The sequence below is a fragment of the Anoxybacillus sp. TBDG-1 genome (assembly GCF_054815885.1).
In genome coordinates, this window is sequence record NZ_JBTZSY010000011.1 from 1 (window position 1) to 25,919 (window position 25,919).

Consider the following 25,919-nt stretch of genomic DNA (forward strand, 5'->3'; position numbering starts at 1 on the left):
CTTTATAAATAATGAATAGATTATTTATAAAGTTTTGTAAGTTTTCTGTAACGGAAGATGATGCGTATTTCGACAATTGATGCAGTACGTGGTTTGGCGTTGCTTGGCATTTTGCTTGTGAACGTCCTTGATTTTTCGCTTCCGATGCTGTATGTCGATGCCTCGGTGTTTGCGAATGATGGTGTTGACCGCTTGTTGCTTCTGTGTGTCGATCTATTTGTGCAAGCGAGCTTTTATCCGCTTTTTTCGTTGTTGTTCGGTTGGGGAGCATGGGTGATGCTTGAAAAAGGTGGCGAGCAGTTTCGAGTGGCTTTTTTGCGTCGGTTGCTAGCGTTGTTGCTATTTGGCGTCATTCATGCGTTTTTCATTTGGCACGGTGATATTTTAATCGGCTATGCAGTCGTTGGTTTGTTTCTTTTTCCGTTTTTTCAAGCGACTGCAAAAACGTTGCGTAACTGGGCGCTTTTGCTTTGGAGCGGTTGGGCTTTCGGTTCAACAGTATTAATGTGGCTTATGTGGAAAATAAGTGGCGATGTCGATTTTTCACAACCGACGTTGGCGCAACAAGCGATAGCAAATTATCAACAAGGCACGTGGGAACAAATTTTTATGCAGCGAGCGTATGATTGGTTGTACGTCAATTCATTGACACAAGCATTTATTTTTATATTGACGATTTTACCGTTTTTTTTATTTGGTGCATATATCGCAAAAGAAAAGTGGTTTCATGATGTCAATCGACATCGCGCTACGATACAAAAATGGTGTATCGGCTCGTTTATTGTTGGTATGGTTTTTAAATGGCTCCCGTATGTCGAAAAAAATATCGTAACCGAGTATGCCCAAGATATGATTGGAGGTCCTGCGCTCGCTCTGTTTTATTTGACCGCATTTTCGTTTGTACCAGCGAACGTTATTCGTTTTTTTGCGCCTGTCGGCAAAATGGCATTCACGAACTATCTTATGCAATCTGTCATTTGCACGACCATTTTTTATTCATATGGCTTCGGATTGTATGGAAAAGTAACACCGAAACAAGCGCTCGCTGTCGCACTCGTTGTATATGTCATACAAATATGTTGGAGCCGTTGGTGGCTTAAAAAACATGACATCGGACCGCTGGAACGTATATGGCGATGGATGACGTATGGAAAAAAGAAAACGACATGAGTCGATCATGTCGTACACGGCTTGTCTTCTTTTTCTTTATGAAAAAGCACGGCTTCTTTCAAATGCTTATTTAACAATTCGTCAAGCTCTTGGCTACATTGGATCGTTTCTTTTGCAGAAAAACCGTACATTTGCGCCAATTCAATTAATTGTTGTCTTTTCTTTTCGATGAGGGAAAGAGACATAACGTTCACCAACATTTTTCATTTTCGTCAACAGTCTGTAAACGACTGTATGTATAAACTATTATACATATTCTGAAGAAAAAGGAAATAGTATAATGTGCTGAAAAATAATTTTTTTACAAAGGAGTTTAGTTATAAAAAAGAGAAAATAATGATGTTCGATCATACGAAAAAGGGGTTGAGGAAATGAAATTTGTTACAGCGCACGCCGGATCGGATGTGTTTGTGGGGGTTGTTCATGGGAAGAAAGTCGTTCATTTATCGAAAGCAGATGAAACGATACCGCATACGATGATCGAATGCATAGAACTTGGTGAATCGTTTATTGAAAAAGTGCAACGTGTACTTGAACGTGTGCGGCCGGAGTGGATGTATGAACTTCATGATGTCCAATTGCTTGCGCCGATTCCGCGTCCGACAAAAAATATTTTTTGTATCGGAAAAAATTATGCCGACCATGCGCAAGAAATGGGAGGTGTAGCGGATCACGAAAACATCATTGTATTTTCGAAAGCGCCAACGACAGTGATCGGGCATGAGGGAACGATTTTACGCCATGCGGATGTAACCGATCAGTTAGACTATGAAGGGGAACTTGCGATTGTTATTGGGAAAAAGGGAAAAGCGATCCCGAAAGAGCAGGCGCTCGATTACGTATTTGGTTATACGATTGTCAACGATGTGACGGCGCGCGATTTACAAGAAAGACATAAACAATATTTGCTTGGGAAAAGTTTAGATACGTCATGTCCGATGGGACCGTGGATCGTTCATCGTTCGGCAATTATTGAGCCACATGCGTTACATATTGAAACAAAAGTGAATGGAGAAGTGAGGCAATCGGCGTCGGCAGCGCAATTTATTTTCGACATTCCAACAATCATTGCGACATTATCGAAAGGAATGACGTTAGAGCCGGGAGATATTATCGCGACAGGGACGCCAGCAGGTGTTGGAAAAGGGATGCATCCTCCGCGCTTTTTACAGTCGGGAGATGTAATTGAAATTACGATTGAACAAATCGGGACGTTGCGTAATGTCGTGAAATAAAAAGCTGGGGAGTCCCAGCTTTTTACTGTTCAAATACTTTTTTCACTTTTTCAATTGCCCAATCGAGCTCTTCTTTTGTAATGACGAGCGGAGGGGCAAAGCGGATGACTGTATCATGCGTCTCTTTACATAATAGCCCTTCTTGTTGCAGTTTTTCGCAATACGGACGCGCAGGGACGTGTAATTCGACGCCGATAAATAACCCTCTGCCACGCACTTCTTTAATGTCTGGATGATCGATTTCGCGCAATTTTTCTTGGAAGTATTGACCGAGCTCCAATGAGCGTTCTGGTAATTTTTCTTCGACGATGACATCAAGCGCAGCGATGGAAACGGCGCAAGCGAGCGGGTTGCCACCGAATGTCGATCCGTGCGAGCCTGGATTGAATACACCAAGAATGTCGCGGTTTGCTGCTACGCATGAAATTGGGAATACGCCGCCACCAAGCGCCTTACCGAGAATGTACATGTCTGGTTCAATTTTTTCCCAATCGCATGCAAACATTTTACCTGAGCGGCCGAGACCTGATTGAATTTCGTCCGCAATATATAAAACGTTATGTTGTTTACATACGTCGTATGCCGCTTTTAAAAATCCTTCTTTCGGAATGTTAATGCCTGCTTCTCCTTGAATCGGTTCAAAAATAAAGGCGGCGGTGTTTGGTGTAATCGCTTGCTTTAACGCTTCTACGTCGCCGAACGGAATAACTTTAATGCCCGAAAGCATCGGACCGAATCCGCGCTTGTATTCTGGGTTTGATGACATCGATACCGCGGTCATCGTCCGTCCGTGGAAGTTATCTTCACAAACGATAATTTCCGCTTGATCAGCAGGAACACCCTTGACGTCATATGCCCAGCGTCGTGCTGCTTTGACTGCTGTTTCGACCGCCTCTGCCCCTGTGTTCATCGGTAATACCATTTCTTTGTTCGTTAATTTTGCTACTTTTTCATACCATGGACCGAGTTGGTCGTTATGGAATGCGCGCGATGTTAATGTAATTTTATTTGCTTGTTCAATAAGCGCTTGGACGATGCGCGGATGGCGATGTCCTTGATTGACCGCTGAGTAAGCGCTTAACATATCCATATAACGATTACCTTCTGGATCTTCTACCCATACACCTTCGCCTTTCGATAAGACGACTGGAAGTGGATGATAGTTATTTGCTCCGTACTTTTCCGTTAGTTCAATGATTTGTGCTGTCTTCACGTCAATCCCTCCGATTTCAATAGTCACATATATAACATACTTGAAGTGAATATAGAAAGTAAATAGAAAAGGTGAGCGTTTTCTTTTTCAAATTTTATATGGACGTGCTATGATAGGCATATATGAAATGAAGAAAGGAGCATCATTATGACACATGCACATATTACAACGTGGGTTGTTGCGCTTATTTTATTTATCGTGGCGATTGCGTTTCAAGCAAAAGGACATGAAAAAACAAAAATGGTGCACATGTTGTTGCGCTTATTTTACGTGTTCATTATAGCGACAGGTGCGTGGATTTTACATACCATGTCCTCATTTCCGTTCCTTTATATTGTCAAAGTGATTGTCGGTTTATGGGTGATCGGAACGATGGAAATGATTCTCGTTCGAACAGCGAAAGGAAAAAATACGAACATGTTTTGGCTTCAGTTTATTGTGGCGTTTGTGATCGTACTATATCTCGGATTTAAACTACCGTTCGGCTTTTCGTTCTTTTTATAAAGTTGGCATATGCGCCAACTTTTTTCTTTTTCCATCATATAGAAATGTGTTATAATGTTAATTGATTGATAATTCTAAAAATATAAAGAGAAAGAAAGAGTGGGAAAAAGGGGATGAAGTTATTTCAAACGGTTTGTCACACGTTTGCCGATTGGGAACAGTGGGTGAGCGACTATCGTTTATATGAGTATGACCAACTAACGATTTTCGTTTCTTCCCTCTCTCCTTCGTTTCGCATGCAAGTCGAACAATATGTGCAACATCATTTACCCCAGGCAAAGCTGTTTCCGATGATTGGGGATGCATCGGAACAAGCAGTCATTTGTGCCCTCGTTTTTGACGAATGTCGAGCGGATTTAGACGAAATGCGTCAAAAAATGAAGCTATCTGAACAATATTACCGCTCCTTGTTTGAACACAATCCAGATATTGTATATTCCACCGATTTAGAAGGCAATTTCACAAGTGTCAATCCTGCATTTGAACAAGTGTTCGGGTATAAAGCAAACGAAATTTTGCATACAAATTCACTTAATTACATTAAAAAAGAAGACATCCCGCGCGTTCGTCGCTATTTTTATCGCGCGCTAAAAGGAAAAGTGCAACAATACAATTTAGAAATTCCAGCAAAATCAGGAGAAGTATATTTATTCCAAATTAAAAACGTCCCGATTATCGTTGATGGACAAAAAGTCGGTATTTACGGCATCGGGCGCGACATTACGGAACAAAAGCGCGCGGAGGAACATATCAAATATATTGCATATCACGATATTGACACAGGGCTACCAAATCGGCTGAAATTTACAAATATCGTGAAAAATGCAATCGACAAAGCGAAAGAAACAGGCGATTCACTTGCAGTATTGTTTATTGATATGGATCGATTTAAAATCGTGAACGATACGATCGGTCATTACGGCGGGGATGAAATATTAAAGCAAATGGCGGAGCGGATAAAAAATATATTGCCATCGGGCGCGCATTTCGGCCGTTTTGGCGGAGATAAGTTTAGCCTATTGTTCACTGAGCAAACGGACGTGCAAACGGTCGTTGAATGGGTGAAAAAACTGCTTCAACATATTGCTTTACCGATCGTGTATGAAGAAAAAGAGTTTTTTTTAACCGCAAGCGTTGGTATAAGCTTTTATCCGACGGATGGGGTTGATGCGCATTCGCTATTAAAAAATGCGGATACAGCCGTGAATCGAGCGAAACAAAACGGCGGCAACAATGTGAAATTGTACGCGACAAAAATGAACGAGCAAGTGATGCATCGCGTCGAGCTAGAACGATATTTACGGAAAGCGCTCGACAAAAATGAATGTTTTCTCGTCTATCAGCCGCTTCTCGATTTAATGACAGGAAAAATTATCGGGAGCGAAGCGTTGTTGCGTTGGAAACATCCGAAAATTGGTCTTGTTTCTCCACTTGAGTTTATTCCGATTGCTGAAGAAATTGGATTCATTCACGATCTTGGGCGCTGGGTGTTAACAGAAGCGTGCATGCAAACGAAAAAATGGCACGATCTCGGCTTTGATTCGTTAATGATTTCTGTCAACGTCTCAGCAACGCAATTTCAGCATCCGACGTTTTTTGAAGACGTCCAACAAGCGCTCAAGCAATCGCAACTTCCTGCCCATTGTTTACATTTAGAATTAACGGAAAGCTCGATGTTGCGCAATATGTATTACAGCATTCACGTCATGAAAAAATTGCAACAACTTGGCGTGCACGTGTCGATTGATGATTTTGGCACAGGCTATTCATCGCTTAGTTACTTAAAAAATTTGCCGATTCATACGCTAAAAATTGACCGATCGTTCATTTATCAACTTCATAAAGATCGCTCAGATATTGCGATCGTCAAATCGATTATTACGATGGGGCACGGTTTGCGCTTAAAAGTTGTTGCAGAAGGCGTTGAAACGGCGGAACAAATGAAATTGTTGAAACGATTAAAATGTCATTATGCGCAAGGATACGCCATTTTTAAACCACTTCCTGCCGAACAGTTTGAACAACAAGTGTTGCAAGGAAGCGAATCCACCATTCAATGATCGAGTTGTACGCCAATCATTTTTTTTCCTGTTTGCAACGTCAGCTCGAAACGGTGTTGTTTCCCATCAAAATAATGTTGGACGTTACACATGTCGAGCGAGTTGTCGAACATTAAAAAATTAACCCCTTTTTCAGCAAATAACATATAGTTATAACAATACAAACAGTCATATACTGAAAAATTCCATTCGTTAATTAAATGAATGAAATGGAAAAACGCGTGATCGGGTAGCTGAGCGAGCCATTGTTCGTATGCGTGCGATAACGGTTTCGTGTAGCGAAGACGATCACCGTTTTTTAATGTATAACGTTCCGACATGTATATGTCTCCATGTTCGCCAAGCCATCCTTTTATCCATTGACCGAAGCGAAAAAGTTCAACCTCTTCAGGCAAACTTGTAAACTCATGTGCTTCATCGTCTTCGTCAAAAAACACCCATTCGCCATTTACTTGTTCAACAACACCGTAGATGTAAGCGCGTTTTTGCGCGCGTAATGATGCAAGGCGATCCATGTGTTCCACTCCTTTCGTATCAATTCCCTCCGTACGCCATTATAGACAACTCATCATTTATATAAACGGTGCATAAAATAAAAGCATGCTTCATACTTGTTTACAACAGAAGGGAATGATTGACGTGTGCGGAATTACCGGATGGGTTCATTTTAGACGTCGTTTACATCAAGAGGAAGAAACGGTACTCAAGATGACCAATACGCTCTCTTTCCGAGGGCCTGATGATACGAACGTTTGGCTTGATGACCATGTTGCATTTGGACATAAGCGGCTTATTGTCGTTGATCCAGCAGGTGGCGTGCAGCCGATGACGCGAATGAAAAACGGCTATCGTTATACGATTTGTTATAATGGGGAGCTATATAATACAGAAGATATTCGAACAGAGTTATTGAAAAAAGGATATACGTTTCAAGGACATTCGGATACAGAAGTGTTGCTTACGGCATACATGGAATGGCGCGAACAATGCGTCGATCATTTCAATGGCATTTTTGCATTTGCGGTGTGGGATGATGAACGGCAACGGTTGTTTTTAGCGCGCGATCGTTTAGGAGTGAAGCCGCTTTTTTATCGCCATGAACAAGGAGAGTTTTTGTTCGCTTCAGAAATTAAAGCGATTTTAGCACATCCAAACGTTCGAGCAGAAATTGATCGCGAAAGTTTATGCGAAATTTTAGCGCTTGGCCCGTCGCGCACTCCGGGACATGGCGTATTTCGAACGATTTATGAACTGCGACCGGCCCATGCGATGATCGTTGCTGAGCGTGGCGTGCATCAATGGCGCTATTGGAACGTACAAAGCGTACCGCATGTCCATTCATTTGATGAAACGGTCGAGCATATTCGAACATTGCTTATTGATGCGATTACACGTCAACTTGTGTCAGATGTTCCGGTGTGTACGTTTTTGTCAGGGGGCGTCGACTCAAGCGCCATTACAGCGATTGCGGCGCAGGCGTTTGAACGAGAAGGAAAAGGACCGCTTCATACGTATTCCATTGATTATGAAGAAAACGAACAATATTTTACAGCCAACGCATTTCAACCGAATAGCGACGGACCGTGGATTAAGCAAATGTCCGATGCGTTTCAAACCGTTCACCATACGTGTGTCATTTCGCAACAACAGTTAGCTGATGATTTAAAAGCGGCAGTCGTTGCCCGTGATTTGCCTGGGATGGCGGATATTGATTCCTCGCTTCTCTGGTTTTGCCGTCAAATTAAGCAACAGTTTGTTGTTAGTTTGTCAGGTGAATGCGCGGATGAAATTTTCGGTGGCTATCCATGGTTCCATAGAAAAGAAGATTTTGAGCGAGATGGATTTCCGTGGATGCGGTCGTTAGATGAACGATTTCATCTTTTAAATGAAGTATGGCGAGAAAAACTGCCACTTCATGAATATGCGCATATGCGTTATAAAGAAACGCTTCGTGAAGTTCCCCACGCAGACGGAGAAAGTGTGGAAGAAGCGCGCCGACGCGAATTATTTTATTTAAATATGATTTGGTTTATGACGACACTTTTAGATCGAAAAGACCGAATGAGCATGGCGGCAAGTTTAGAAGTGCGTGTGCCATTTGCTGATCATCGTCTCGTTGAATACGTATGGAACGTTCCGTGGGAGATGAAAATGCACAACAATCGTGAAAAAGGCATTTTACGTAAAGCGTTGGAAGGGATTTTGCCAGATGGCGTTTTGTATCGGAAAAAAAGTCCGTATCCGAAAACACATCATCCGCGCTATACGGACATCGTTGCTGAACGATTAGAGACAATTTTGGCGAATCGCTCGTCCATTTTATATGAATTGTTTGATGAAAAGAAGCTAAAAGAATTAGTTGAGACAAAAGGTAACTCTTTCCGCATCCCATGGTTTGGGCAGCTGATGTCTGGTCCGCAACTTTTAGCGTATTTTATTCAATTTCACGAATGGTTTGAGCATTATAACATTCGTTTAAAAGACAGCTAAAAAACGGCTGTCTTTTTTTCTTTCTTATTTTTTTATTATCTTGTATAATGTTTGTATAACTTTTGTTTAATGGTGGTGGATAGCGTGAAAAAAATTGTTGTCGTTGGGGCGGGACCTGGTGGGCTTGCTGCAGCGATGTTGCTTGCCGCGAAAGGATATGACGTTTCCGTATTTGAAAAACAATCGTACGTAGGCGGACGAAATGGACGATTTGAGCTTGGACCGTATCGCTTTGACATCGGACCGACGTTTTTAAGCATGCCTCATATTATTGAAGAACTATTTACAGCCGCAGGAAGAAACATACATGACTATGTTAAACTAGTTGAATTAAATCCGATGTATGAACTGATTTTTAACGATGTGAAGTTAGCGATGACGATGAATCGGAAACGAATGAAAGAACAAATTGCTGCGCTATTTCCAGGAAACGAAGGCGGTTATGACCGGTTTATGAATGAAAACGAGCGGAAGTTGCAGGCGCTTGCCCCAATTTTGCAAAGTAAAATGGATAGATTATACCATTATTTGCGACCGACGGTGTTAAAAGCGTTGCCGCAATTGACGTTATCGCAATCGCTATACGATATATTAAGCCGATATTTTCATGATGAGCGCCTTCGTTTAGCATTTACGTTTCAAGCGAAATATTTAGGCATGTCCCCTTGGGAATGTCCAGGTGCATTTTCCATTTTATCGTATATGGAACATGCGTACGGCATTTATCACGCCATCGGTGGATTAAATGAAATTCCAAAAGCGATGGCGCGCGTCGTTGAAGAATATGGAGGACGCGTGTATGTCAACACAGGGGTAAAAAAGCTTTGGCTTGATGGTCGTACGGTGAAAGGCGTCATACTAGAAAACGGTGAAAAAGTGGCGGCTGATGAAGTCATTATTAATGCTGATTTTGCTTATGCGATGACAAATTTCGTTGATGATGGGGTATTAAACAAATATCGCAAAGAAAAGTTGCAACAAAAGAAATATTCATGTTCAACGTTTATGATGTATGTCGGGATAAACAAGCAGGTTGATCTTGCTCATCATACGATTATATTTGCGGATGATTATAAGCGAAATGTCGATGAAATTACGAAAGAAAAAACGATTCCGCACGATCCATCTATTTACGTACAAAATGCGATCGTGACAGATGAAACAGTAGCACCAAAAGGAAAAAGTGCGCTTTACATTTTAGCGCCTGTGCCGAACAATACAAGCGGAATTGATTGGGAAAAAGAGAAAGAACCGTTTCGCCAAAAACTATGGGATACGCTTGCGAAAAAGTTAGGATGGGGGCGTATGGAACAACATGTTGAATATGAAAAAATCATTACCCCACACGATTGGGAGCATGACATATTCGTTTACGAAGGGGCGACATTTAACTTAGGGCATCAGTTGTCGCAAATGATGGTGTTTCGTCCACATAACGAATTTGAAGAGTTGCAACATTGCTGGCTTGTCGGTGGTGGGACGCATCCGGGAAGCGGTTTGCCGACGATTTTTGAATCGGCTCGCATTACCGCAAACGGCATATTGCATGCTCATCGTCAACCGCTTATTCCTGTTGGCGCTTTGCCGAAACGGAGGGAAGCGTGATGAACATTGCCGTTGTCGGTGGCGGAATTGGTGGAATGATGACGGCGTTATGGCTAGCAAAACGCGGCGCGCATGTGACGATTTTTGAACAAAACGATCGACTTGGCGGGCGGCTTTCGTTTGTTGAGCGAGACGGGTTTCGCATCGATGCTGGTCCAACGATTGTATTACTGCCAGAAAAGTTGCGCACGTTCCTTTCCGATGTTGGTATAACAGAAGATGAATACGAGCTTGTTCGCTGCGATCCGATGTATACGATTCATTTTGCAGACGGCATATCGTATACAAAATATGCGGAAGAAGAAAGACAAGTAGAAGAAATTGCTCGCCTGTTTCCTGGAGAAGAAAAAGGGTTTCAACGTTTTATGAATGAGATGAGGGAATATTTTGCGAAAGGCGATGAGCTCATTTTAACGAAGTCATTTATAAAGAAACAAACGTTTTTCACGAAAGAAACGATGGCGCTTTTTTCTCGTATGCGCGCCTATCAATCTGTGAAAACGAGAATGAGCCGTTATTTTCACGACGAACGGTTGCAGCTTGCTTATTCGTTACAAACGTTATATATTGGCGGCAATCCGTATGCAACGCCATCGCTTTACTCGCTCGTTTCGTTTAGCGAGCATGCGCACGGTGTGTATTACGTAAAAGGCGGCTACGCAAGTCTCGTTTCTTTGCTTGCAAGAAAGCTAGAAGAAACAGGAGTAACCGTTCGATTGCAAACGGAAGTGGAACGGTACGAAGTGAACGGTCCTACTGTTGAGGCGCTTTATGCGAAAGGAGAAAAGCATCGTTTTGATGTATTTGTGATGAATACAGATGAGCCGACAATGATGACGAACAAACGAACGTGGACTCCTTCATCGAGCTGCGTGTTGCTTTATATCGGACTTGGGCGTACGTACGATGCACCGATTCATCAATTTTTTTTACCGCATCATTTTCAACAACATATGGACGATGTATTTGATCGCAAAGTCGTCCCGCAAGATCCGTCATTTTATACGTTTTATCCGTCAGCAGTCGATCGTTCGCTCGCACCTGAAGGAAAAAGTGTGTTATATGTGTTAATTCCCGTGCCAGCTGGACGGCATATCGATTGGACGAAACAAGATCGTTGGATCGCTCGCATCGTCGATGAAGTAGAAAAACGGGCGTTTCCGAATGTCAAACAGGCGATCGAGTGGATGCATGTGCGTACGCCGCTTGATGCACAAAAAGAAGGGCTGTATGATGGTGGTATGTTTGGGATCGCCCCGACGTTATTTCAATCGGGTCCATTTCGCCCGCAAGTGAAGTCGACACGCTATGAAAACGTATATGGCGTTGGTGCGTCGATTCATCCCGGTGGAGGGGTGCCGATTGTCATGCAAGGAGCACAGTTATGTGCACAACAAATATCGTATGATTGGAGTGGGGAATGATGAATATAAGGCAAGCGTATGCGCAATGTGAAGCGTTGACGGCACATCATTCGAAAACGTTTTATCGCGCATTTTCAGTTTTATCGTTACATGATCGCAATGCGATTTGGGCGATTTACGCATTTTGTCGTCGCGTCGATGATATTGTCGATGAAGGGAAACAGCCACATCAACAACTACGACAGTTTGAAAAACAATGGAAATCGTTTTTGGACGGATATACAGAACATGACTTTATGTGGGTAGCGCTTCGCGATGTCTTTTCGCGCTATGACATGGACGCTGAACCGTTTTCGCATATGATTGAAGGACAAAAAATGGATTTAACCGTTCATCGTTATGATACGTTTTCACAGTTGCTGCACTATTGTTATTGTGTCGCAAGCACCGTTGGCTTAATGTTATTGCCGATTTTAGCACCGCATCGCCGCGAGCAGTTAAAAGAAAGCGCCATCGCGCTTGGGGAAGCGATGCAGTTGACGAACATTTTGCGCGACGTCGGGGAAGATATGATGCGCGGTCGCGTGTATTTGCCACGCGAATGGATGAATATGTATGGAGTGAATGAACAACAGCTCGCTTTTGGTCAAGTCACGAGCTCATTTATTGATTTATGGGAGCATATTGCACAAGAAGCGGAAAACAGATATGCGGATGCGGAAAAAACGTTTTCTCTTTATCCACTGTCTGCCCGTTTTGCCGTAAAAGGAGCGGCGCTTATGTACAAAAGTATTTTACACGTTGTTCGTGAGCAACAATATGACGTATTTACGAAGCGAGCGTTCGTGTCAGACGAGCGGAAAAAAGCGTTGCTCCAACAAATTGGAGGCGAAAACGTTGAAGTGGGGTGAGCGTTTATACCGCCTTTTTCTTATTTGGTATGGATGCGGACTTGTGCTCGTCGGCTTTCATCTTCTACCGCCGTGGTTAGAGTGGGCGAATGTTGTCTTTTTAATGCTTGCAGGAATGATTGGCGCATTATTTTTAATCGAAAGGTACGGTCGACGGGGAATCATCGCAACGATTGCAATCTTCATTGGTACAATGGCGGTGGAGTATGTTGGGGCGACGTATAGTCTCATTTTTGGCTCATATGATTATACGAATCAATTTGGTATGACCATATTTGGCGTTCCGATAGCGATCGGTTTTGCTTGGCTTGCGGTTATCGGTTGCACGCATGCGCTCGCGTTACGTTTCGTTTCGCAAACAAGCCCCATTGTTGCTTCCGTTGTTGGCGCATCTTTGGCGGTCGTATTAGATTTAGTTATTGACCCGGTGGCATATGTTGCAAAACAATATTGGCTTTGGGAAGGAACGAGCGTATATTATAACGTTCCGCTCCAAAATTTTGTCGGATGGTTTGTTGTTGCGTTTATCATTCATCTTTTATTGTTCGTTCTCCCTGCGCATGAAGCAAGTTCAGAGAGGAGAGCGATTTCTCTGTTTTTTCTTCTTGAAGTGATGTTTTTATTTCTTGCTTTACTAGAACAATTGTACGTTGCTTTTTTGCTTGGGTTGTCGCTTGCGACGTTTATTTTTTGGAAATGGAGACGGTCGGCATGATTGAGGCGAAAAAAAGCCGCGCATTTGAATGGATGTTTTCGCTTTACAACACATGGTTGTTGCGTACATCGTTTCATCGATTGTACGTACGGGGACATGTTGTACGAACACCTGCGTTATATGTGGCGAATCATAGTTCATGGTGGGATGGGCTCATCGCTTTTCAATTGAGCCGTTTTCTGTTTCGACAAAATAGTTATGCGATGATGAGCGAAGAAGGGTTAAAACAATATCCGTTTTTTCGTAAGCTTGGCGGTTTTTCGATTGATCGGACGAAACGAAAAGAGATGGTGAGGTCGCTTGACTATGCCGTTTCGTTATTGCGTGAGGGAAAAAGCGTTTGGATGTTTCCGCAAGGAGAGGAACAACATATTGAAAAACGACCGCTTCAGTTTTTCACAGGCGCTGTATATGTAGCGGAACGGGCGAACGTGCCGATTGTGCCGCTTGCGTTTTATCATAGTTTTCGTCACCATCGCAAGCCAGAATGGTTTATTCATATTGGCGAGCCGTTACGTATTTGTGACGTTTCAGGGAGCAATCGAAAAGAAAAAACGGCTGAACTCGAACGTATTTGCATCGCACAACTAGACGAGGTGAGGAACTTAGTTGCTAGTGAAGAGCTTCAGTCGTTTACACATTGGAACGGAGGGACGTTATGATTGGCGTATGGGCAAGTTTTTTCATTTGGACAGTTTTTAACTCTTTGTTTCTTATTTCGCTTCCGAAACGTCCGCAAATTGCTGATCGCCCGCTTGTCAGCGTCCTTGTTCCCCTTCGCAATGAAGAGCGCAATGTCGTGCGACTTGTTCGTTCGTTGAAGCAGTTGACGTATGAACGTGTTGAGTTTTTACTTCTTGATGATCAATCGACTGATCGCACGTATGAATTATTGTTGAAAGAAACGAAAGGGGACGATCGTTTTACGCTTTTGCAAGGAAAGGCGCTTCCTGACGGCTGGGCAGGGAAGGTGCATGCGTGTCATCAACTCGCTCAGCAAGCAAACGGGGCGTATTTGTTTTTTATTGATGCGGATGTCGAGTTAAAGCCTGCAGTCATTGAAAAATTGTTGGCGGTCGCCGAAGCGTATGATGCGAAATTAGTGACCGGTTTTCCGTCGTTTCATCCATCGTCGCTTCCACTTGTAGGAAAATGGCTCGTTCCGTTGCAACATTTTTTTATTTTGTTTCATTTACCGTTATTTTTAGCAAATTATACGCATATGCGTTCGGCGACCGCGGCGCATGGGGCATGTTTGTTTTTTGAACGCGCTGCGTATGAAGCGATCGGTGGGCATGCGTCTGTAAAAAGTGAGCTCGTTGAAGATGTGATGATTGCGCGTAAAATGAAAGCACGCCGTTACCGTGTCATTTTAGCGAACGTCAGCACACATGTTGTTTGTTATATGTATGAAACGAATAAAGAAGTATGGGAAGGTTTTTTGAAAAATGTATATATCGGGTTAAATCGCTCACCGTTTTTTGTTGTAATGCTCACGATGTTTTACGGACTATTTTACGTCGCGCCGCTCATTGTTGCTCCGTTGTCGTTGATGTATGGGATAACGTATGCGTTGCCGCTCATCATCGTTATTGCTCAAAAAGCGTATGTCGAATGGAGGACAGAGCGCTCGATTTCGACTTGTTATTGGATGCCGATAAGCGCAGTTGCGTTTATCGTATTAATGTATGCATCGATGCGCGCGAAACGTTATGAATGGAAAGGGAGGACGTACATGTGAAAAAAGTCGTCATCATTGGCGGGGGGCTCGGTGGGTTGTCTGCTGCTGTGACACTTGCACATCGTGGTGTTGATGTGCAGCTATTTGAAAAAAATCGTCATTTTGGCGGCAAGTTAATGCCTGTTCAACTTGGCGACTATTATTTTGATTTTGGGCCGAATACGATTACGATGCCGTTTGTGTTTCAACACGTCATCGAGCAAACAGGTGAACGCCTTGAAGATTACATGACGTTTCGGAAATTAGCTGTCCATACGAAAAACGTATACGAAGACGGAACGACGTTTTTTCTATCAAGCGATCGTGACTATATGAAACATCAGCTTGCGACGATCGATCGCGTCGGGGCATTAAAATACGATGATTTTGTACGCGAAGTGGAGAGGTTGTATAAACTTGCGAAAACGTACTTTTTTCCACGCATGTTTCGCTCGTTTGTTGATTATATGTCACCGTCGCTTGCGCTTGCTTTATTGAACGCTCGCCCGTTTCAGACGCTTCATTCTTTTTTTAGTCGCTATTTTACAAATGAACATGTCATTCAAGCGTACGACCGTTACGCGACGTACATTGGCTCATCACCGTATATGGCGCCAGCGACGTTTGCGATGATCGCTTATTTAGAAATGGTTGATGGCGTATATTATGTGGAAGGAGGAAACGCCCGCATTGCTCATACGTTTGCTAATATTGCGAAACGAGCAGGGGCATCGTTGTATACGAATCGGGCGGTCAAGCGCGTCATTGTCCAAAACGGTACGGTAAAAGGAGTCGAGCTTGAAGATGGGGAAAAGGTGGAAGCAGATGTCGTCATTATGAATGCTGATTTATTGCGGGCATATCGCGAGCTCGTCGATCCGTATGATCGTTCGTATGAACGAGCCGAGCCGTCCATTTCCGCCTTTGTCATGTTAGTTGGAACGAAAGAAAAATGGGATGATTTAGCTCATCACAACGTGTTTTTCTCCGCCGATTATAAACAAGAGTTTGAACATATATTTGCTGGGCGATATAGCGAACATCCGACGATATACGTTTGTGCCCCACCGTTTACGAAAGAAGGTTCATCTTTGTTTGTGTTAGTGAATGCTCCACCACTTACCGAAGATGGGCGTATGCAAATAGATGAACACGCATATAAGCAAATGGTGTATGAAAGACTTCAGTCATATGGTTTAGACATTGTCCCAGATGTTGAACAAGTGATCACTCCGCTTCATATTGCGGAACAGTTTGGCGCGTATCGCGGGGCGTTGTACGGAATGGCGTCAAATCGACGTCGGGATACGTTTTTACGTCCGTCGAACGCATGTCGGCGAGTGAAGGGATTATATTTTGTTGGCGGGACGACCCACCCGGGAGGCGGGTCGCCGATGGTTGTCATTAGCGGACAAAATGTCGCGAATCATTTGCTCGGTGCTAAGCTGTCGCTTCCTTTTTGACGAACGATTTTGTGCGCCATACGTTTGATTTCCAACGCCAATAGACGAGTAAGCCGCGTAACCATTCGTCCGCAGTAAAGGCGAGCCAGACGCCGACTAATCCGAGATCGAATGAAATACTAAGCACGTAAGCAAGCGGGACGCTCACCCCCCACATCGAAGCGATGCCGATATAGACGGGAAATTTCACATCGCCAGCAGCGCGCAAGGAGTTAATGACCACAAGGTTAAACGAACGCCCTGGTTCAAGAAGCATTGTGATTAAAATGAGCGTTCCGCCTGTTTCAATCATTCGTTTGTTGCTTGTGAAAATGGAAAACAGTTGATCAGAAAAAACAGAAAACAACGCTGCCATCGTAAACGAAATGATGACTGCAAGACGCAAACTTCGTAAGCAACGGGTATACGCTTCATGAAAACGTTCTGCCCCAACGAGATGCCCGATCATGATTTGTGTGCCTTGCCCGATGGCGACGCTAAATAAAAAAATAAACATCATGATGTTTTGTGTATATACTCTCGTCGTTAACGCCTCTGTGCCGAGCATTGTAATAAAATACGTGATGGCAAGTTGTGACGTATTGTAAGCGACATGTTCGCCAGCCGATGGAATACCAATTTTTAATAATTGTTTGATGTAACTAAATGAAAACGCCTCTTTCGATAAAAGTGGAAGAGGGTGCGGGAGGCGTTTCATGATGAGCAAAAATCCAACGACAAGCCCAATGATACGGCTAATCGTCGTTGACCAGGCGACCCCTTCCACCCCGAAAACAGGTAAGCCAAACGGTCCGAACAACACGAAATAGTTGCCGATTATGTTTAATATGTTGACCCCAATCGTAATATTCATCATATCGCGTGTAAAACCGTAGCTGCGCAATATAGCCCCGAGCGTCATAATGAGCGCTTGCACAAACGAAAAGCCGCCAACAATCCATAAATAGGCACGCGCATCAACCATCAACTCGTCTGGAACGTTCATTAGTTGAAGTAAACGATCGCTTCCTGCCCAAAGCGCAACGCTTAATATGACGCTAAATAATAAATTCGCCCAAATGGAAGTCGCTCCAATATAGGAAGCTGTTTTTTCGTCGTTTGCCCCAGCATATTGCGCAATTAAAATTGACGTTCCGGTCGCAATAAAGCCAAACATGACAATGACCATAAACAATAGTTGATTGGCTACACCGACCGCCGCCACCGCTTCATCAGCATATTGACTGAGCATAAACGTATCGGCATTGCCCGTCAACATATGAAGCGTCAATTCAATAAAAATGGGCCATGTGAGCGCAAATAAAGAAAGCTTTTTTGCCAAATAAGACAACCCCTTTACAATTTCCGACTTACAAACTGCTTTTAGTTTAATGGATTGTATATAATAGTGAAAAGAGAAAAAGGCGATTACTTTTGTACATTTCCGACTTAAAGGGGGAGGTTGTATGTATATATCGTTTTCCGTACCGCCGTTTCCTGTTTTTATTAAAGGGGGAGAGGCGGTTTTTCGAAAAGGGATGAAACATTTTCGGCGTACATTTTCCGTATTTGATTTACTGTATGTGCAAAAAGGGACGTTATATATGACGGAACAACAAGAAACGTTTGTTATTCGTGAAGGAGAGTACGTCATTTTATGTCCGGGGGTTGAACATTACGGACATGAGCCTTGCGATGGAGATACATATTTTATTTGGGTTCATTTTTCTGCCCCGCAATACGAGCGTGTCGAAAAACAGCCATGCGGATGGAGTGATATTATTGAACGAGAGGCAACATATGTGGACTATGCGCAATATCGTTTATTTATTCCGCAATACGGGAAATTGAACCAAGCAGGAATGGAGATGACGCTTCAACATATCGTACATGAACAGCAAACGCCGGATCATTCGCTGTCACAACAGTTATTATTTGCACAATGGATCGTTCAACTGCAAAAACAAACACTTCATATTCCGTCAGCGGCTGAACATGTATGTAGGGAGGCGATGGAATATATTCATCGTCATTATGATGAACCGTTTGAAATGGAGCATCTTGCTTATGCCCTCCGACTTCATCCTGACTACATTTCGCGCTGTATGCAAAAAACAATTGGCATGAGCGCGTTGCAATATGTAAATGATTATCGATTGAAAGTGGCAAAGAAAAAACTAGCCGCGACGAATGAAACGGTCGCGGCGATTGCAAAACAAGTCGGATTTGAAGATGGCGCGTATTTTTCGCGCATATTTAAAAAAATGGAAGGCATGACGCCAAGCGAGTATCGCCGTTTTATTCAGCGCACGTAGGCTGTACAAGCAGCATGCGAAATCCATACGGTTCAATATTCATTGTTTGCTCAGTCACGCATTCGTTCGTCCAAAGGTTGACGACCGTTTTGTCTTTTAGTGAAAATGGAACGGTCCATGTAAGCGATGTGTCCGCATTGTTTAACACGCAAACGATCGTTTCATCATCGTACGTTTTGACGTAAGCGATATGATTTGTTTCATCGTTCGCTTCTAACATATGAAATTCTCCAACACGCAAGGCGCGATATTGTTTGCGCAATGAAATAAGCGTCTGTACGTGCGCGAGTATATCGCGGTCTTGCTTTTCTTTTTCCCATACCATACATTTTCGGCAAAGCGGGTCTTGCCCACCTGTTAAGCCGATTTCATCCCCATAATAAATGCATGGTGATCCACTGAAAGAAAGCTGGAACGTAAACATGAGCTTCACCTTTTCTTTTCGTTCACCACATTGTGTTAAAATGCGTGGCGTATCGTGGCTGCCGAGCAAGTTAAAGGCGACTTCATTGACGTTTTGCGGATAGTTATGCAACACGTTCACGATTGTATGGGCAAATTCGCTTGCTTTTACGTTTTCTTTCGCAAAGTAGTTGAGCGCTCCGTTTGTAAACGGATAATTCATAACCGCATCAAATTGGTCTCCGCGAAGCCACGGCATTGCATCATGCCAAATTTCCCCGAGAATGTACACGTCCGGTTTGATCGCTTTTACCGCTTGGCGAAACTTGCGCCAAAATTGATGATCGACTTCGTTCGCAACGTCTAACCGCCAGCCGTCAATGTCAAATTCGCGAATCCAATATGTCGCGACATCTAATAAATATTGTTTCACTTCCGGGTTTTCTGTGTTTAATTTCGGCATCTCTGGCACGAACGCAAACGTATCGTAATTTGGAATCGGTTCCGTTTGAAGCGGGAATTCACGAATATGAAACCAATCTTTATAGCGTGATTTCGCGCCGTTTTTTAATACGTCTTGAAACGGGGCAAAATAATAACCGCTATGGTTAAACACTGCATCAAGCATGACGCGAATGCCTTTTTCATGGCATGCTTCAACGAGCCGTTTAAATGTTTGTTTGTCCCCAAATTGCGGATCGATTTCGAAATAGTCGATCGTATCGTATTTATGGTTCGATGGCGCTTTGAAAATAGGTGTAAAATAAATGCCGTTAATGCCGAGTTCGACAAGATAGTCTAATCGTGCGATGATCCCTTCAAAATCGCCGCCAAAAAAGCTCGTTGTCGTTGGATCGACGCTTCCCCATGGCAATGTATTTGGTGGGTTTAAGCGCGGATTGCCGTTGGCGAACCGTTCTGGGAAAATTTGATACCATATTGTGTCTTTCACCCATCTAGGCGCATGAAACACGTCGATGCGATTTAAAAATGGAAAACAAAAATAGTATGCTGTATCGTCCGATGGTGCTTCTTTGTAAAAACCTTTTTCTGTATAGATGAGCACGTCTTCACCGGCGTGCAATTCAAACCCATAACGCAAGCGGCGATACGGGGGCTGCACAGCGATAAACCAATAATCAAACAAAGCGTCACAACCGCTTTTTTGCATGGATTGTTTGTCAAATTGCCATGCGTCGTCTTTCCAAACGTACGGGTCGCCAAATAATAAGTATACCGCATCGACATCATCTTTTTTTGTCCGCAGACGAATATGTAGAGTTCGCTCGTCGTATGCATAAGCAAACGCATCTTTTGGGCGATGGTAAATCGCTTCTTTTAACATGTTTCAAACACTCCTTTCAACTGTAAGCGCAATCGATTGCGCTTTTTATCACATGTTTATACGCTTTCTCTGTTTTGATTGAAGGAAGCGGATACATTGCTTATGTCAAGCGTAAAATGAACAGAACTAAAAAGTCAACATTCATTCAAAAAAAGATGAAAAAAATAGTTGTCAAAACGGAAAATGATTGTATAATGAAGATAAAGGTTGTGCAATCGTTTTCGCAAAAAATGAAAGCGTTTGTACGTATTGCTTAAAACATAGGAGGGGTCGAAATGAAAAAGACGGTATCCATTTTTTCATCGCTTGCATTACTCGCAGGTGTGATGGCAGGTTGTGGTCCAAAAGATGAGGCGAAACCAGTTGAAAATGAAAACGAAGGAAAAACAGAAGTAACAGAAGACGGCATGCCACCAAAACCAGAAAAGCTTGTCGTTTGGGAAGACGTGAAGCGCGGTGTGGCGTTAGAGCCAGCAATTAAAGCGTTCGAAGAAAAGTATGGCATTAAAGTCGAGTACAAAGAAGTGGAAATGGCAACAAAACAACGCGATCAACTGCGTTTAGACGGTCCGGCTGGCACAGGTCCTGACGTCATTACTGTTCCACATGACCAAATCGGTCAGCTCGTTACAGAAGGGCTTATTCGTGAAATTCAAGTCGATCAATCGGTATTAGACACGTTTACAGAATCTTCGATCGCAGCGCAAATGTATGATGGAAAGTTATACGGACTTCCAAAAGCAGTAGAAACTCCTGTGTTCATTTATAACAAAAAATTAATGGACAAAGCGCCTGAAACGATGGATGAACTGTATCAATTCTCTAAAGAATTTACAAAAGGCGAACAATACGGTTTCTTAGCGCTCTGGGATAACTTCTATTTCGCACACGGTGTGATCGCTGGTATGGGCGGTTACGTATTTAAAAACAATAACGGTGCGTTAGACCGCAACGATATCGGATTGAATAATGAAGGAGCAGTCAAAGGGACAGAATATATTCAACAATGGTATAAAGAATTATTCCCGAAAGGTATTATCGGTGAAAACGGCGGCTCAGCGATGGACGGCTTATTCAACGAAGGAAAAGCAGCATCTGTCATGAACGGTCCGTGGGCGTTCCAAGGTATGCGTGATGCAGGCATCGATATCGGTGTAGCACCAATGCCGAAATTGCCAAACGGTGAGCCTGTAAAAACATTTATGGGTGTAAAAGGATGGCACGTATCTGCGTTCTCTAAACATCCTGAATGGGCAACAAAACTTATTGAGTTTATTACAAACGAAGAAAATGCGAAAAAACGTTTCGAGTTAACGCGTGAAATTCCGCCTGTGAAGTCGCTCATTAACGATCCGTTAATCGCAGAAGATGAAGGGGCAAAAGCGGTTGCGATCCAATCTCAATATGCGATTCCAATGCCAAACATTCCTGAAATGGCAGAAGTATGGGGACCAATGGCGACAGCACTTCAACTTGTGGCAAACCAAAAAGCGGAGCCAAAACAAGCGCTTGATGAAGCTGTAAAAACAATTAAAACGAACATTGAAACAAACCATCCAAGCAAGTAAGAAATAAGCGGTACCTCTCTTGTAGAGGTACTGCTTCAACTTTGTTTTATTTGTTTAGTTATTCACATTCAAGTGCGCTCCTCGCCATTGTTTAGAAAGGAGACAAAATCAATGGAAACACCAATGTATCAATCGAACCATCGGAAAATTGCCCTCGGTTTATCACTTATTCCGGGATTTGGACAACTGTATAATCGTCAATACGTGAAAGGCATTTCATTTTTTATTTTAGCTGCTTCGTTTTTCATCGTTTTTAAAGATTTATTAAATATGGGATGGTGGGGGATCTTTACCCTCGGTGAAGTTGTCGGACGTGACCATTCCATTTTCTTGCTTGTCGAAGGAATTTTAGCCGTTATCATTTCAGTGTTTGGACTTGGATTTTATGCGTTTAATTTGCGCGACGCCTATAAAAATGGGCAAAAGCGCGATTTAGGGTTGAAAATTAGCTCGTTGCGTGAGCAATATCGCGCGCTCGTGGACAACGGCTTTCCATATTTAATGATTTCACCAGGGTTCATTTTGCTTGTGTTTGTCGTCATTTTTCCGATTATTTTCGTCGTGTTATTGGCGTTTACAAACTATGATTTGTATCATTCTCCGCCAGCCAAACTTGTTGATTGGGTTGGATTTCAAAACTTTATTGACTTAGTGAAGCTCGATCTTTGGCGGAAAACGTTTATTAACGTCCTTGCTTGGACGATCGTTTGGACGTTTGGGGCAACGACGTTACAAATTGCGCTCGGTATTTTCTTAGCGATTATTGTAAACCAAAAAGACTTAAAAGGGAAAGCGATCATTCGGACGATTTTCATTTTACCGTGGGCCGTTCCAGCGTTTGTGACGATTCTCGTTTTCTCAGGTATGTTCAACGAATCGTTCGGTGTGATTAATAAAACGATTTTAGCATCGCTCGGCATCGGACCAATTGAATGGATGACTGATCCGTTTTGGACGAAAGTAGCACTTATTCTCATTCAAACGTGGCTCGGCTTCCCGTTCGTCTTTGCGATGACAACAGGGGTATTGCAAGCGATTCCGAACGAATTGTATGAAGCGGCGACAGTCGATGGTGCTTCAAGTTGGCAAAAGTTTACTAAAATTACCCTTCCGCTCGTGTTGTATGCGACAGCACCAATTTTAATTACGCAATATACGTTTAACTTCAACAACTTTAACATTATTTACTTATTTAATGGTGGCGGTCCTGCGGTATCTGGGCAAAATGCAGGTGCGACGGACATTTTAATTTCGTGGATTTATCGTTTAACGATGACGTCTGCGCAATATTCGAAAGCAGCAGCGATTACGTTATTGCTTTCTCTCGTTGTTGTATCTGTGGCATTATGGCAGTTTAGAAGAACAAAATCATTTAAAGAAGAGGATATGATGTAATATGGATATGAAAAGACAAAAACTCATTCGGTTGACGTTGTCGTATGCAGTCATTTTAGCGATGACGATCATTATCGTCTATCCGCTTCTTTGGGTCGTTGGCTCGTCATTTAACCCAGGGCAAAGCTTATCGGGGTCGAAAATGATTCCAGACAACGCCACGCTTGCCCATTATAAAAAGTTGTTTGATACATCGCAAAGCGATTATCTCATTTGGTATTGGAACTCGTTAAAAATTTCGACATTGACGATGATTTTTTCGGTCATTTTAGTTAGTTTAACAGCGTATTCGTTTTCGCGTTACCGGTTTATTGGACGCCAAAATGGGTTGATGACGTTTTTAATTTTGCAAATGATCCCAAACTTTGCGGCGCTCATTGCGATTTTCATTTTAGCGCTTTTAACTGGGTTAGTTGATACGCATTTAGGGCTAATTCTCGTATACGTCGGTGGTGCCATTCCGATGAATACGTGGCTGATGAAAGGGTATTTAGATACAATTCCGAAAGAGCTTGATGAATCGGCGAAAATTGACGGAGCCGGGCACTTGCGCATTTTCTTCCAAATCGTTTTACCGCTTGCGAAACCGATTATTGCGGTTGTGGCGCTCTTTACGTTTATTGCGCCGTTTGGAGATTTCATCTTAGCGAGCGTGTTACTTCGCAGCAAAGAAAAATATACGCTTGCGGTCGGATTGTACGATTTAGTTGCAAAACAGTTTGGTAGTGAATTTACAACGTTTGCGGCAGGATCTGTTTTAATTGCTGTGCCGATCGCTATTCTCTTCCTTTCATTCCAAAAGTATTTCGTCTCTGGCTTAACGGCAGGTGGAACAAAAGGATGAGAAACGAAAGGAAAGAATCGTTTTGGTTCTTTCCTTTCTTACTATTTAGAGATATATTAACATAAGAAGCTTTGGAATGAATGGGGAGTGAATAAGATGAAATATGTATTTCGTGCGCTACTTACTTTTATTTTGTTGCTGTCCGTTGCGACGCCAACAAGTGCGAAAACGGAGCGAACGTGGCAAGATGAACGCGTGTATTTTATTATGGTCGACCGTTTTAATAATGGGAATCCGAAAAATGACTATGAAGTGAACGTACATGACCCGAAAGCTTATCATGGCGGCGATTTGCAAGGAATTATTGACAAGCTTGACTACATAAAAGAGATGGGTTTTACAGCGATTTGGCTGACCCCGATTTTTGCGAATGAAAAAGGCGGGTATCACGGTTATTGGATTGAAGATTTTTACAAAGTGGAAGAACATTTCGGCACGCTCGATGATTTTAAACGGCTTGTAAAAGAGGCGCATAAGCGCGATATGAAAGTCATTTTAGATTTTGTTGTGAACCATACGGGTTACAATCATCCGTGGCTAAACGATCCAGCGAAAAAAGATTGGTTTCATGAGAAAAAAGACATTTTCAATTGGGCGAATCAACAAGAAGTCGAAAACGGCTGGCTATTTGGTCTCCCCGATTTAGCGCAAGAAAATCCGGAAGTGAAAGCGTATTTATTGGATGTTGCGAAATGGTGGATTCAAGAAACGGATATTGATGGCTATCGTTTAGATACGGTCAAACATGTGCCAAAGTGGTTTTGGGACGAGTTTTCTAAAGAAGTGAAATCAGTGAAAAAAGACTTTTTCCTTCTCGGTGAAGTGTGGCATGACGATCCACGTTATGTTGCGGAATATGGTAAGCACGGGATTGATGCATTAATTGATTTTCCGTTTTATAAAGAAGCATCAACTATTTTTTCAAACGTTGACCAATCGATTGAGCCACTTTACAACGTATGGAAGCGAAACGAGGCGTTTTATGAACGTCCGTATTTGCTTGGCACGTTTTTAGATAATCATGATACCGTTCGTTTTACACGATTAGCATTGCAAAATCGCATCAATCCGGTGACGCGTTTAAAGCTTGGACTGACGTATTTGTTTTCGGCACCGGGCATTCCGATAATGTACTATGGGACAGAAATTGCGCTTGATGGAGGGGAAGATCCAGACAACCGTCGTTTAATGAATTTCCGCACCGATAAAGAGCTCATTGATTATGTCACAAAGCTCGGTGAATTGCGCGAGAAGCTTCCGTCGCTTCGCCGCGGCGATTTTGAGCTGCTTTATGAAAAAGACGGCATGGCGCTCTTTAAACGAACGTACGAAAACGAAACAACGGTCATTGCGATTAATAACACGTCAAAAACGCAAAAAGTGACGCTCGATGACGAACTGGAACAAGGAAAGGAATTGCGCGGGTTGCTTGCAGGAGATTTAGTGCGGAGCAAAGATGGAAAGTATGACATCATTTTAGATCGTGAAACCGCAGAAATTTACGTACTTGCGCCAAAAACAGGGTTAAACATTCCGTTTATCGCGGCGCTTGTGGCGGTGTACGCTTCGTTTGGACTGTTTTTATATTTAGCGCGAAAACGGAAGCGATCATAACGATAGG

General features: G+C 42.9%; 22 protein-coding genes. 17 read left to right on the top strand and 5 right to left on the bottom strand.

Annotation, left to right across the window (positions count from 1 at the left end; genetic code table 11):
* Positions 1–60 precede the first annotated feature (60 nt).
* Positions 61–1,170: a DUF418 domain-containing protein gene (locus ACYQY7_RS04950; protein ID WP_461201007.1), complete on the top strand. Its 1,110-nt coding sequence runs from the start codon at positions 61–63 to the stop codon at positions 1,168–1,170.
* 5 nt (positions 1,171–1,175) lie between these two features.
* On the opposite strand, the gene ACYQY7_RS04955 is transcribed toward ACYQY7_RS04950, so the two are convergent.
* Positions 1,176–1,355, bottom strand: a complete 180-nt coding sequence (locus ACYQY7_RS04955; RefSeq protein ID WP_461201064.1) for an aspartyl-phosphate phosphatase Spo0E family protein — start codon at positions 1,353–1,355, stop codon at positions 1,176–1,178.
* Positions 1,356–1,541: 186 nt separating this feature from the next.
* On the opposite strand from ACYQY7_RS04955, the gene ACYQY7_RS04960 reads away from it, so the two are divergent.
* A complete protein-coding gene (locus ACYQY7_RS04960) occupies positions 1,542–2,405 on the top strand; it encodes a fumarylacetoacetate hydrolase family protein (protein ID WP_461201008.1) in 864 nt (287 codons plus the stop codon).
* 22 nt (positions 2,406–2,427) lie between these two features.
* Here the strand turns inward: ACYQY7_RS04960 and ACYQY7_RS04965 are convergent, their stop codons facing one another.
* Positions 2,428–3,618 (bottom strand): ornithine--oxo-acid transaminase, encoded by a 1,191-nt coding sequence (locus tag ACYQY7_RS04965; protein ID WP_461201009.1) that lies wholly within the window; start codon positions 3,616–3,618, stop codon positions 2,428–2,430.
* Between the two features lie 147 nt (positions 3,619–3,765).
* Between ACYQY7_RS04965 and ACYQY7_RS04970 the strand changes: the two genes are divergently transcribed.
* Both ACYQY7_RS04970 and ACYQY7_RS04975 read left to right on the top strand, forming a co-directional pair.
* A complete protein-coding gene (locus tag ACYQY7_RS04970; protein WP_461201010.1) occupies positions 3,766–4,122 on the top strand; it encodes a YisL family protein in 357 nt (118 codons plus the stop codon).
* Positions 4,123–4,235: 113 nt separating this feature from the next.
* Entirely contained in the window at positions 4,236–6,182 is a 1,947-nt protein-coding gene (locus ACYQY7_RS04975) for an EAL domain-containing protein (RefSeq protein WP_461201011.1), read from the top strand.
* Here ACYQY7_RS04975 and ACYQY7_RS04980 read toward each other — a convergent pair.
* Entirely contained in the window at positions 6,176–6,697 is a 522-nt protein-coding gene (locus tag ACYQY7_RS04980) for a DUF2777 family protein (RefSeq protein WP_461201012.1), read from the bottom strand. The two genes, ACYQY7_RS04975 and ACYQY7_RS04980, sit on opposite strands and share 7 nt — an antisense overlap.
* 124 nt (positions 6,698–6,821) lie before the next feature.
* Between ACYQY7_RS04980 and asnB the strand changes: the two genes are divergently transcribed.
* The 8 genes from asnB to ACYQY7_RS05020 all read left to right on the top strand — a co-directional run bounded on the left by asnB (position 6,822) and on the right by ACYQY7_RS05020 (position 16,450).
* Entirely contained in the window at positions 6,822–8,672 is a 1,851-nt protein-coding gene (asnB, locus tag ACYQY7_RS04985; protein WP_461201065.1) for an asparagine synthase (glutamine-hydrolyzing), read from the top strand.
* A gap of 69 nt (positions 8,673–8,741) precedes the next feature.
* Positions 8,742–10,277 carry a phytoene desaturase family protein gene (locus ACYQY7_RS04990; RefSeq protein WP_461201013.1) on the top strand — a complete coding sequence of 512 codons (1,536 nt, stop codon included), beginning with the start codon at positions 8,742–8,744 and terminating at the stop codon, positions 10,275–10,277.
* Positions 10,277–11,701 carry a phytoene desaturase family protein gene (locus tag ACYQY7_RS04995; protein WP_461201014.1) on the top strand — a complete coding sequence of 475 codons (1,425 nt, stop codon included), beginning with the start codon at positions 10,277–10,279 and terminating at the stop codon, positions 11,699–11,701. The genes ACYQY7_RS04990 and ACYQY7_RS04995 overlap by 1 nt, the downstream gene beginning before the upstream one ends.
* Positions 11,701–12,552 (top strand): phytoene/squalene synthase family protein, encoded by an 852-nt coding sequence (locus ACYQY7_RS05000; protein ID WP_461201015.1) that lies wholly within the window; start codon positions 11,701–11,703, stop codon positions 12,550–12,552. The genes ACYQY7_RS04995 and ACYQY7_RS05000 overlap by 1 nt, the downstream gene beginning before the upstream one ends.
* Entirely contained in the window at positions 12,539–13,267 is a 729-nt protein-coding gene (locus tag ACYQY7_RS05005; protein WP_461201016.1) for a carotenoid biosynthesis protein, read from the top strand. The genes ACYQY7_RS05000 and ACYQY7_RS05005 overlap by 14 nt, the downstream gene beginning before the upstream one ends.
* Positions 13,264–13,929 carry a lysophospholipid acyltransferase family protein gene (locus ACYQY7_RS05010; protein WP_461201017.1) on the top strand — a complete coding sequence of 222 codons (666 nt, stop codon included), beginning with the start codon at positions 13,264–13,266 and terminating at the stop codon, positions 13,927–13,929. Before ACYQY7_RS05005 ends, ACYQY7_RS05010 begins: the two co-directional genes overlap by 4 nt.
* Complete coding sequence (locus ACYQY7_RS05015) at positions 13,926–15,008, top strand: glycosyltransferase family 2 protein (RefSeq protein ID WP_461201018.1); 1,083 nt, start codon at positions 13,926–13,928, stop codon at positions 15,006–15,008. Before ACYQY7_RS05010 ends, ACYQY7_RS05015 begins: the two co-directional genes overlap by 4 nt.
* Positions 14,984–16,450, top strand: a complete 1,467-nt coding sequence (locus ACYQY7_RS05020; RefSeq protein ID WP_461201019.1) for a phytoene desaturase family protein — start codon at positions 14,984–14,986, stop codon at positions 16,448–16,450. The genes ACYQY7_RS05015 and ACYQY7_RS05020 overlap by 25 nt, the downstream gene beginning before the upstream one ends.
* Here the strand turns inward: ACYQY7_RS05020 and ACYQY7_RS05025 are convergent.
* Entirely contained in the window at positions 16,428–17,771 is a 1,344-nt protein-coding gene (locus ACYQY7_RS05025; protein ID WP_461201020.1) for an MATE family efflux transporter, read from the bottom strand. The genes ACYQY7_RS05020 and ACYQY7_RS05025 overlap by 23 nt on opposite strands.
* A 124-nt stretch (positions 17,772–17,895) precedes the next feature.
* Here ACYQY7_RS05025 and ACYQY7_RS05030 point away from each other — a divergent pair, with 124 nt between their 5' ends.
* On the top strand, positions 17,896–18,744 hold the full coding sequence (locus ACYQY7_RS05030) for a helix-turn-helix domain-containing protein (protein ID WP_461201021.1): 849 nt from the start codon (positions 17,896–17,898) through the stop codon (positions 18,742–18,744).
* On the opposite strand, the gene ACYQY7_RS05035 is transcribed toward ACYQY7_RS05030, so the two are convergent.
* On the bottom strand, positions 18,728–20,491 hold the full coding sequence (locus ACYQY7_RS05035) for an alpha-glycosidase (RefSeq protein WP_461201022.1): 1,764 nt from the start codon (positions 20,489–20,491) through the stop codon (positions 18,728–18,730). The two genes, ACYQY7_RS05030 and ACYQY7_RS05035, sit on opposite strands and share 17 nt — an antisense overlap.
* A gap of 275 nt (positions 20,492–20,766) precedes the next feature.
* On the opposite strand from ACYQY7_RS05035, the gene ACYQY7_RS05040 reads away from it, so the two are divergent.
* The 4 genes from ACYQY7_RS05040 (at position 20,767) to ACYQY7_RS05055 (ending at position 25,912) form a co-directional block, all read left to right on the top strand.
* On the top strand, positions 20,767–22,059 hold the full coding sequence (locus ACYQY7_RS05040; protein ID WP_461201023.1) for an extracellular solute-binding protein: 1,293 nt from the start codon (positions 20,767–20,769) through the stop codon (positions 22,057–22,059).
* A gap of 111 nt (positions 22,060–22,170) precedes the next feature.
* Entirely contained in the window at positions 22,171–23,454 is a 1,284-nt protein-coding gene (locus ACYQY7_RS05045) for a carbohydrate ABC transporter permease (protein WP_183248475.1), read from the top strand.
* A 1-nt stretch (position 23,455) separates the two neighbouring features.
* A complete protein-coding gene (locus tag ACYQY7_RS05050) occupies positions 23,456–24,298 on the top strand; it encodes a sugar ABC transporter permease (RefSeq protein ID WP_461201024.1) in 843 nt (280 codons plus the stop codon).
* 96 nt (positions 24,299–24,394) lie between these two features.
* Positions 24,395–25,912, top strand: a complete 1,518-nt coding sequence (locus ACYQY7_RS05055; RefSeq protein WP_461201025.1) for an alpha-amylase family glycosyl hydrolase — start codon at positions 24,395–24,397, stop codon at positions 25,910–25,912.
* Positions 25,913–25,919 lie beyond the last annotated feature (7 nt).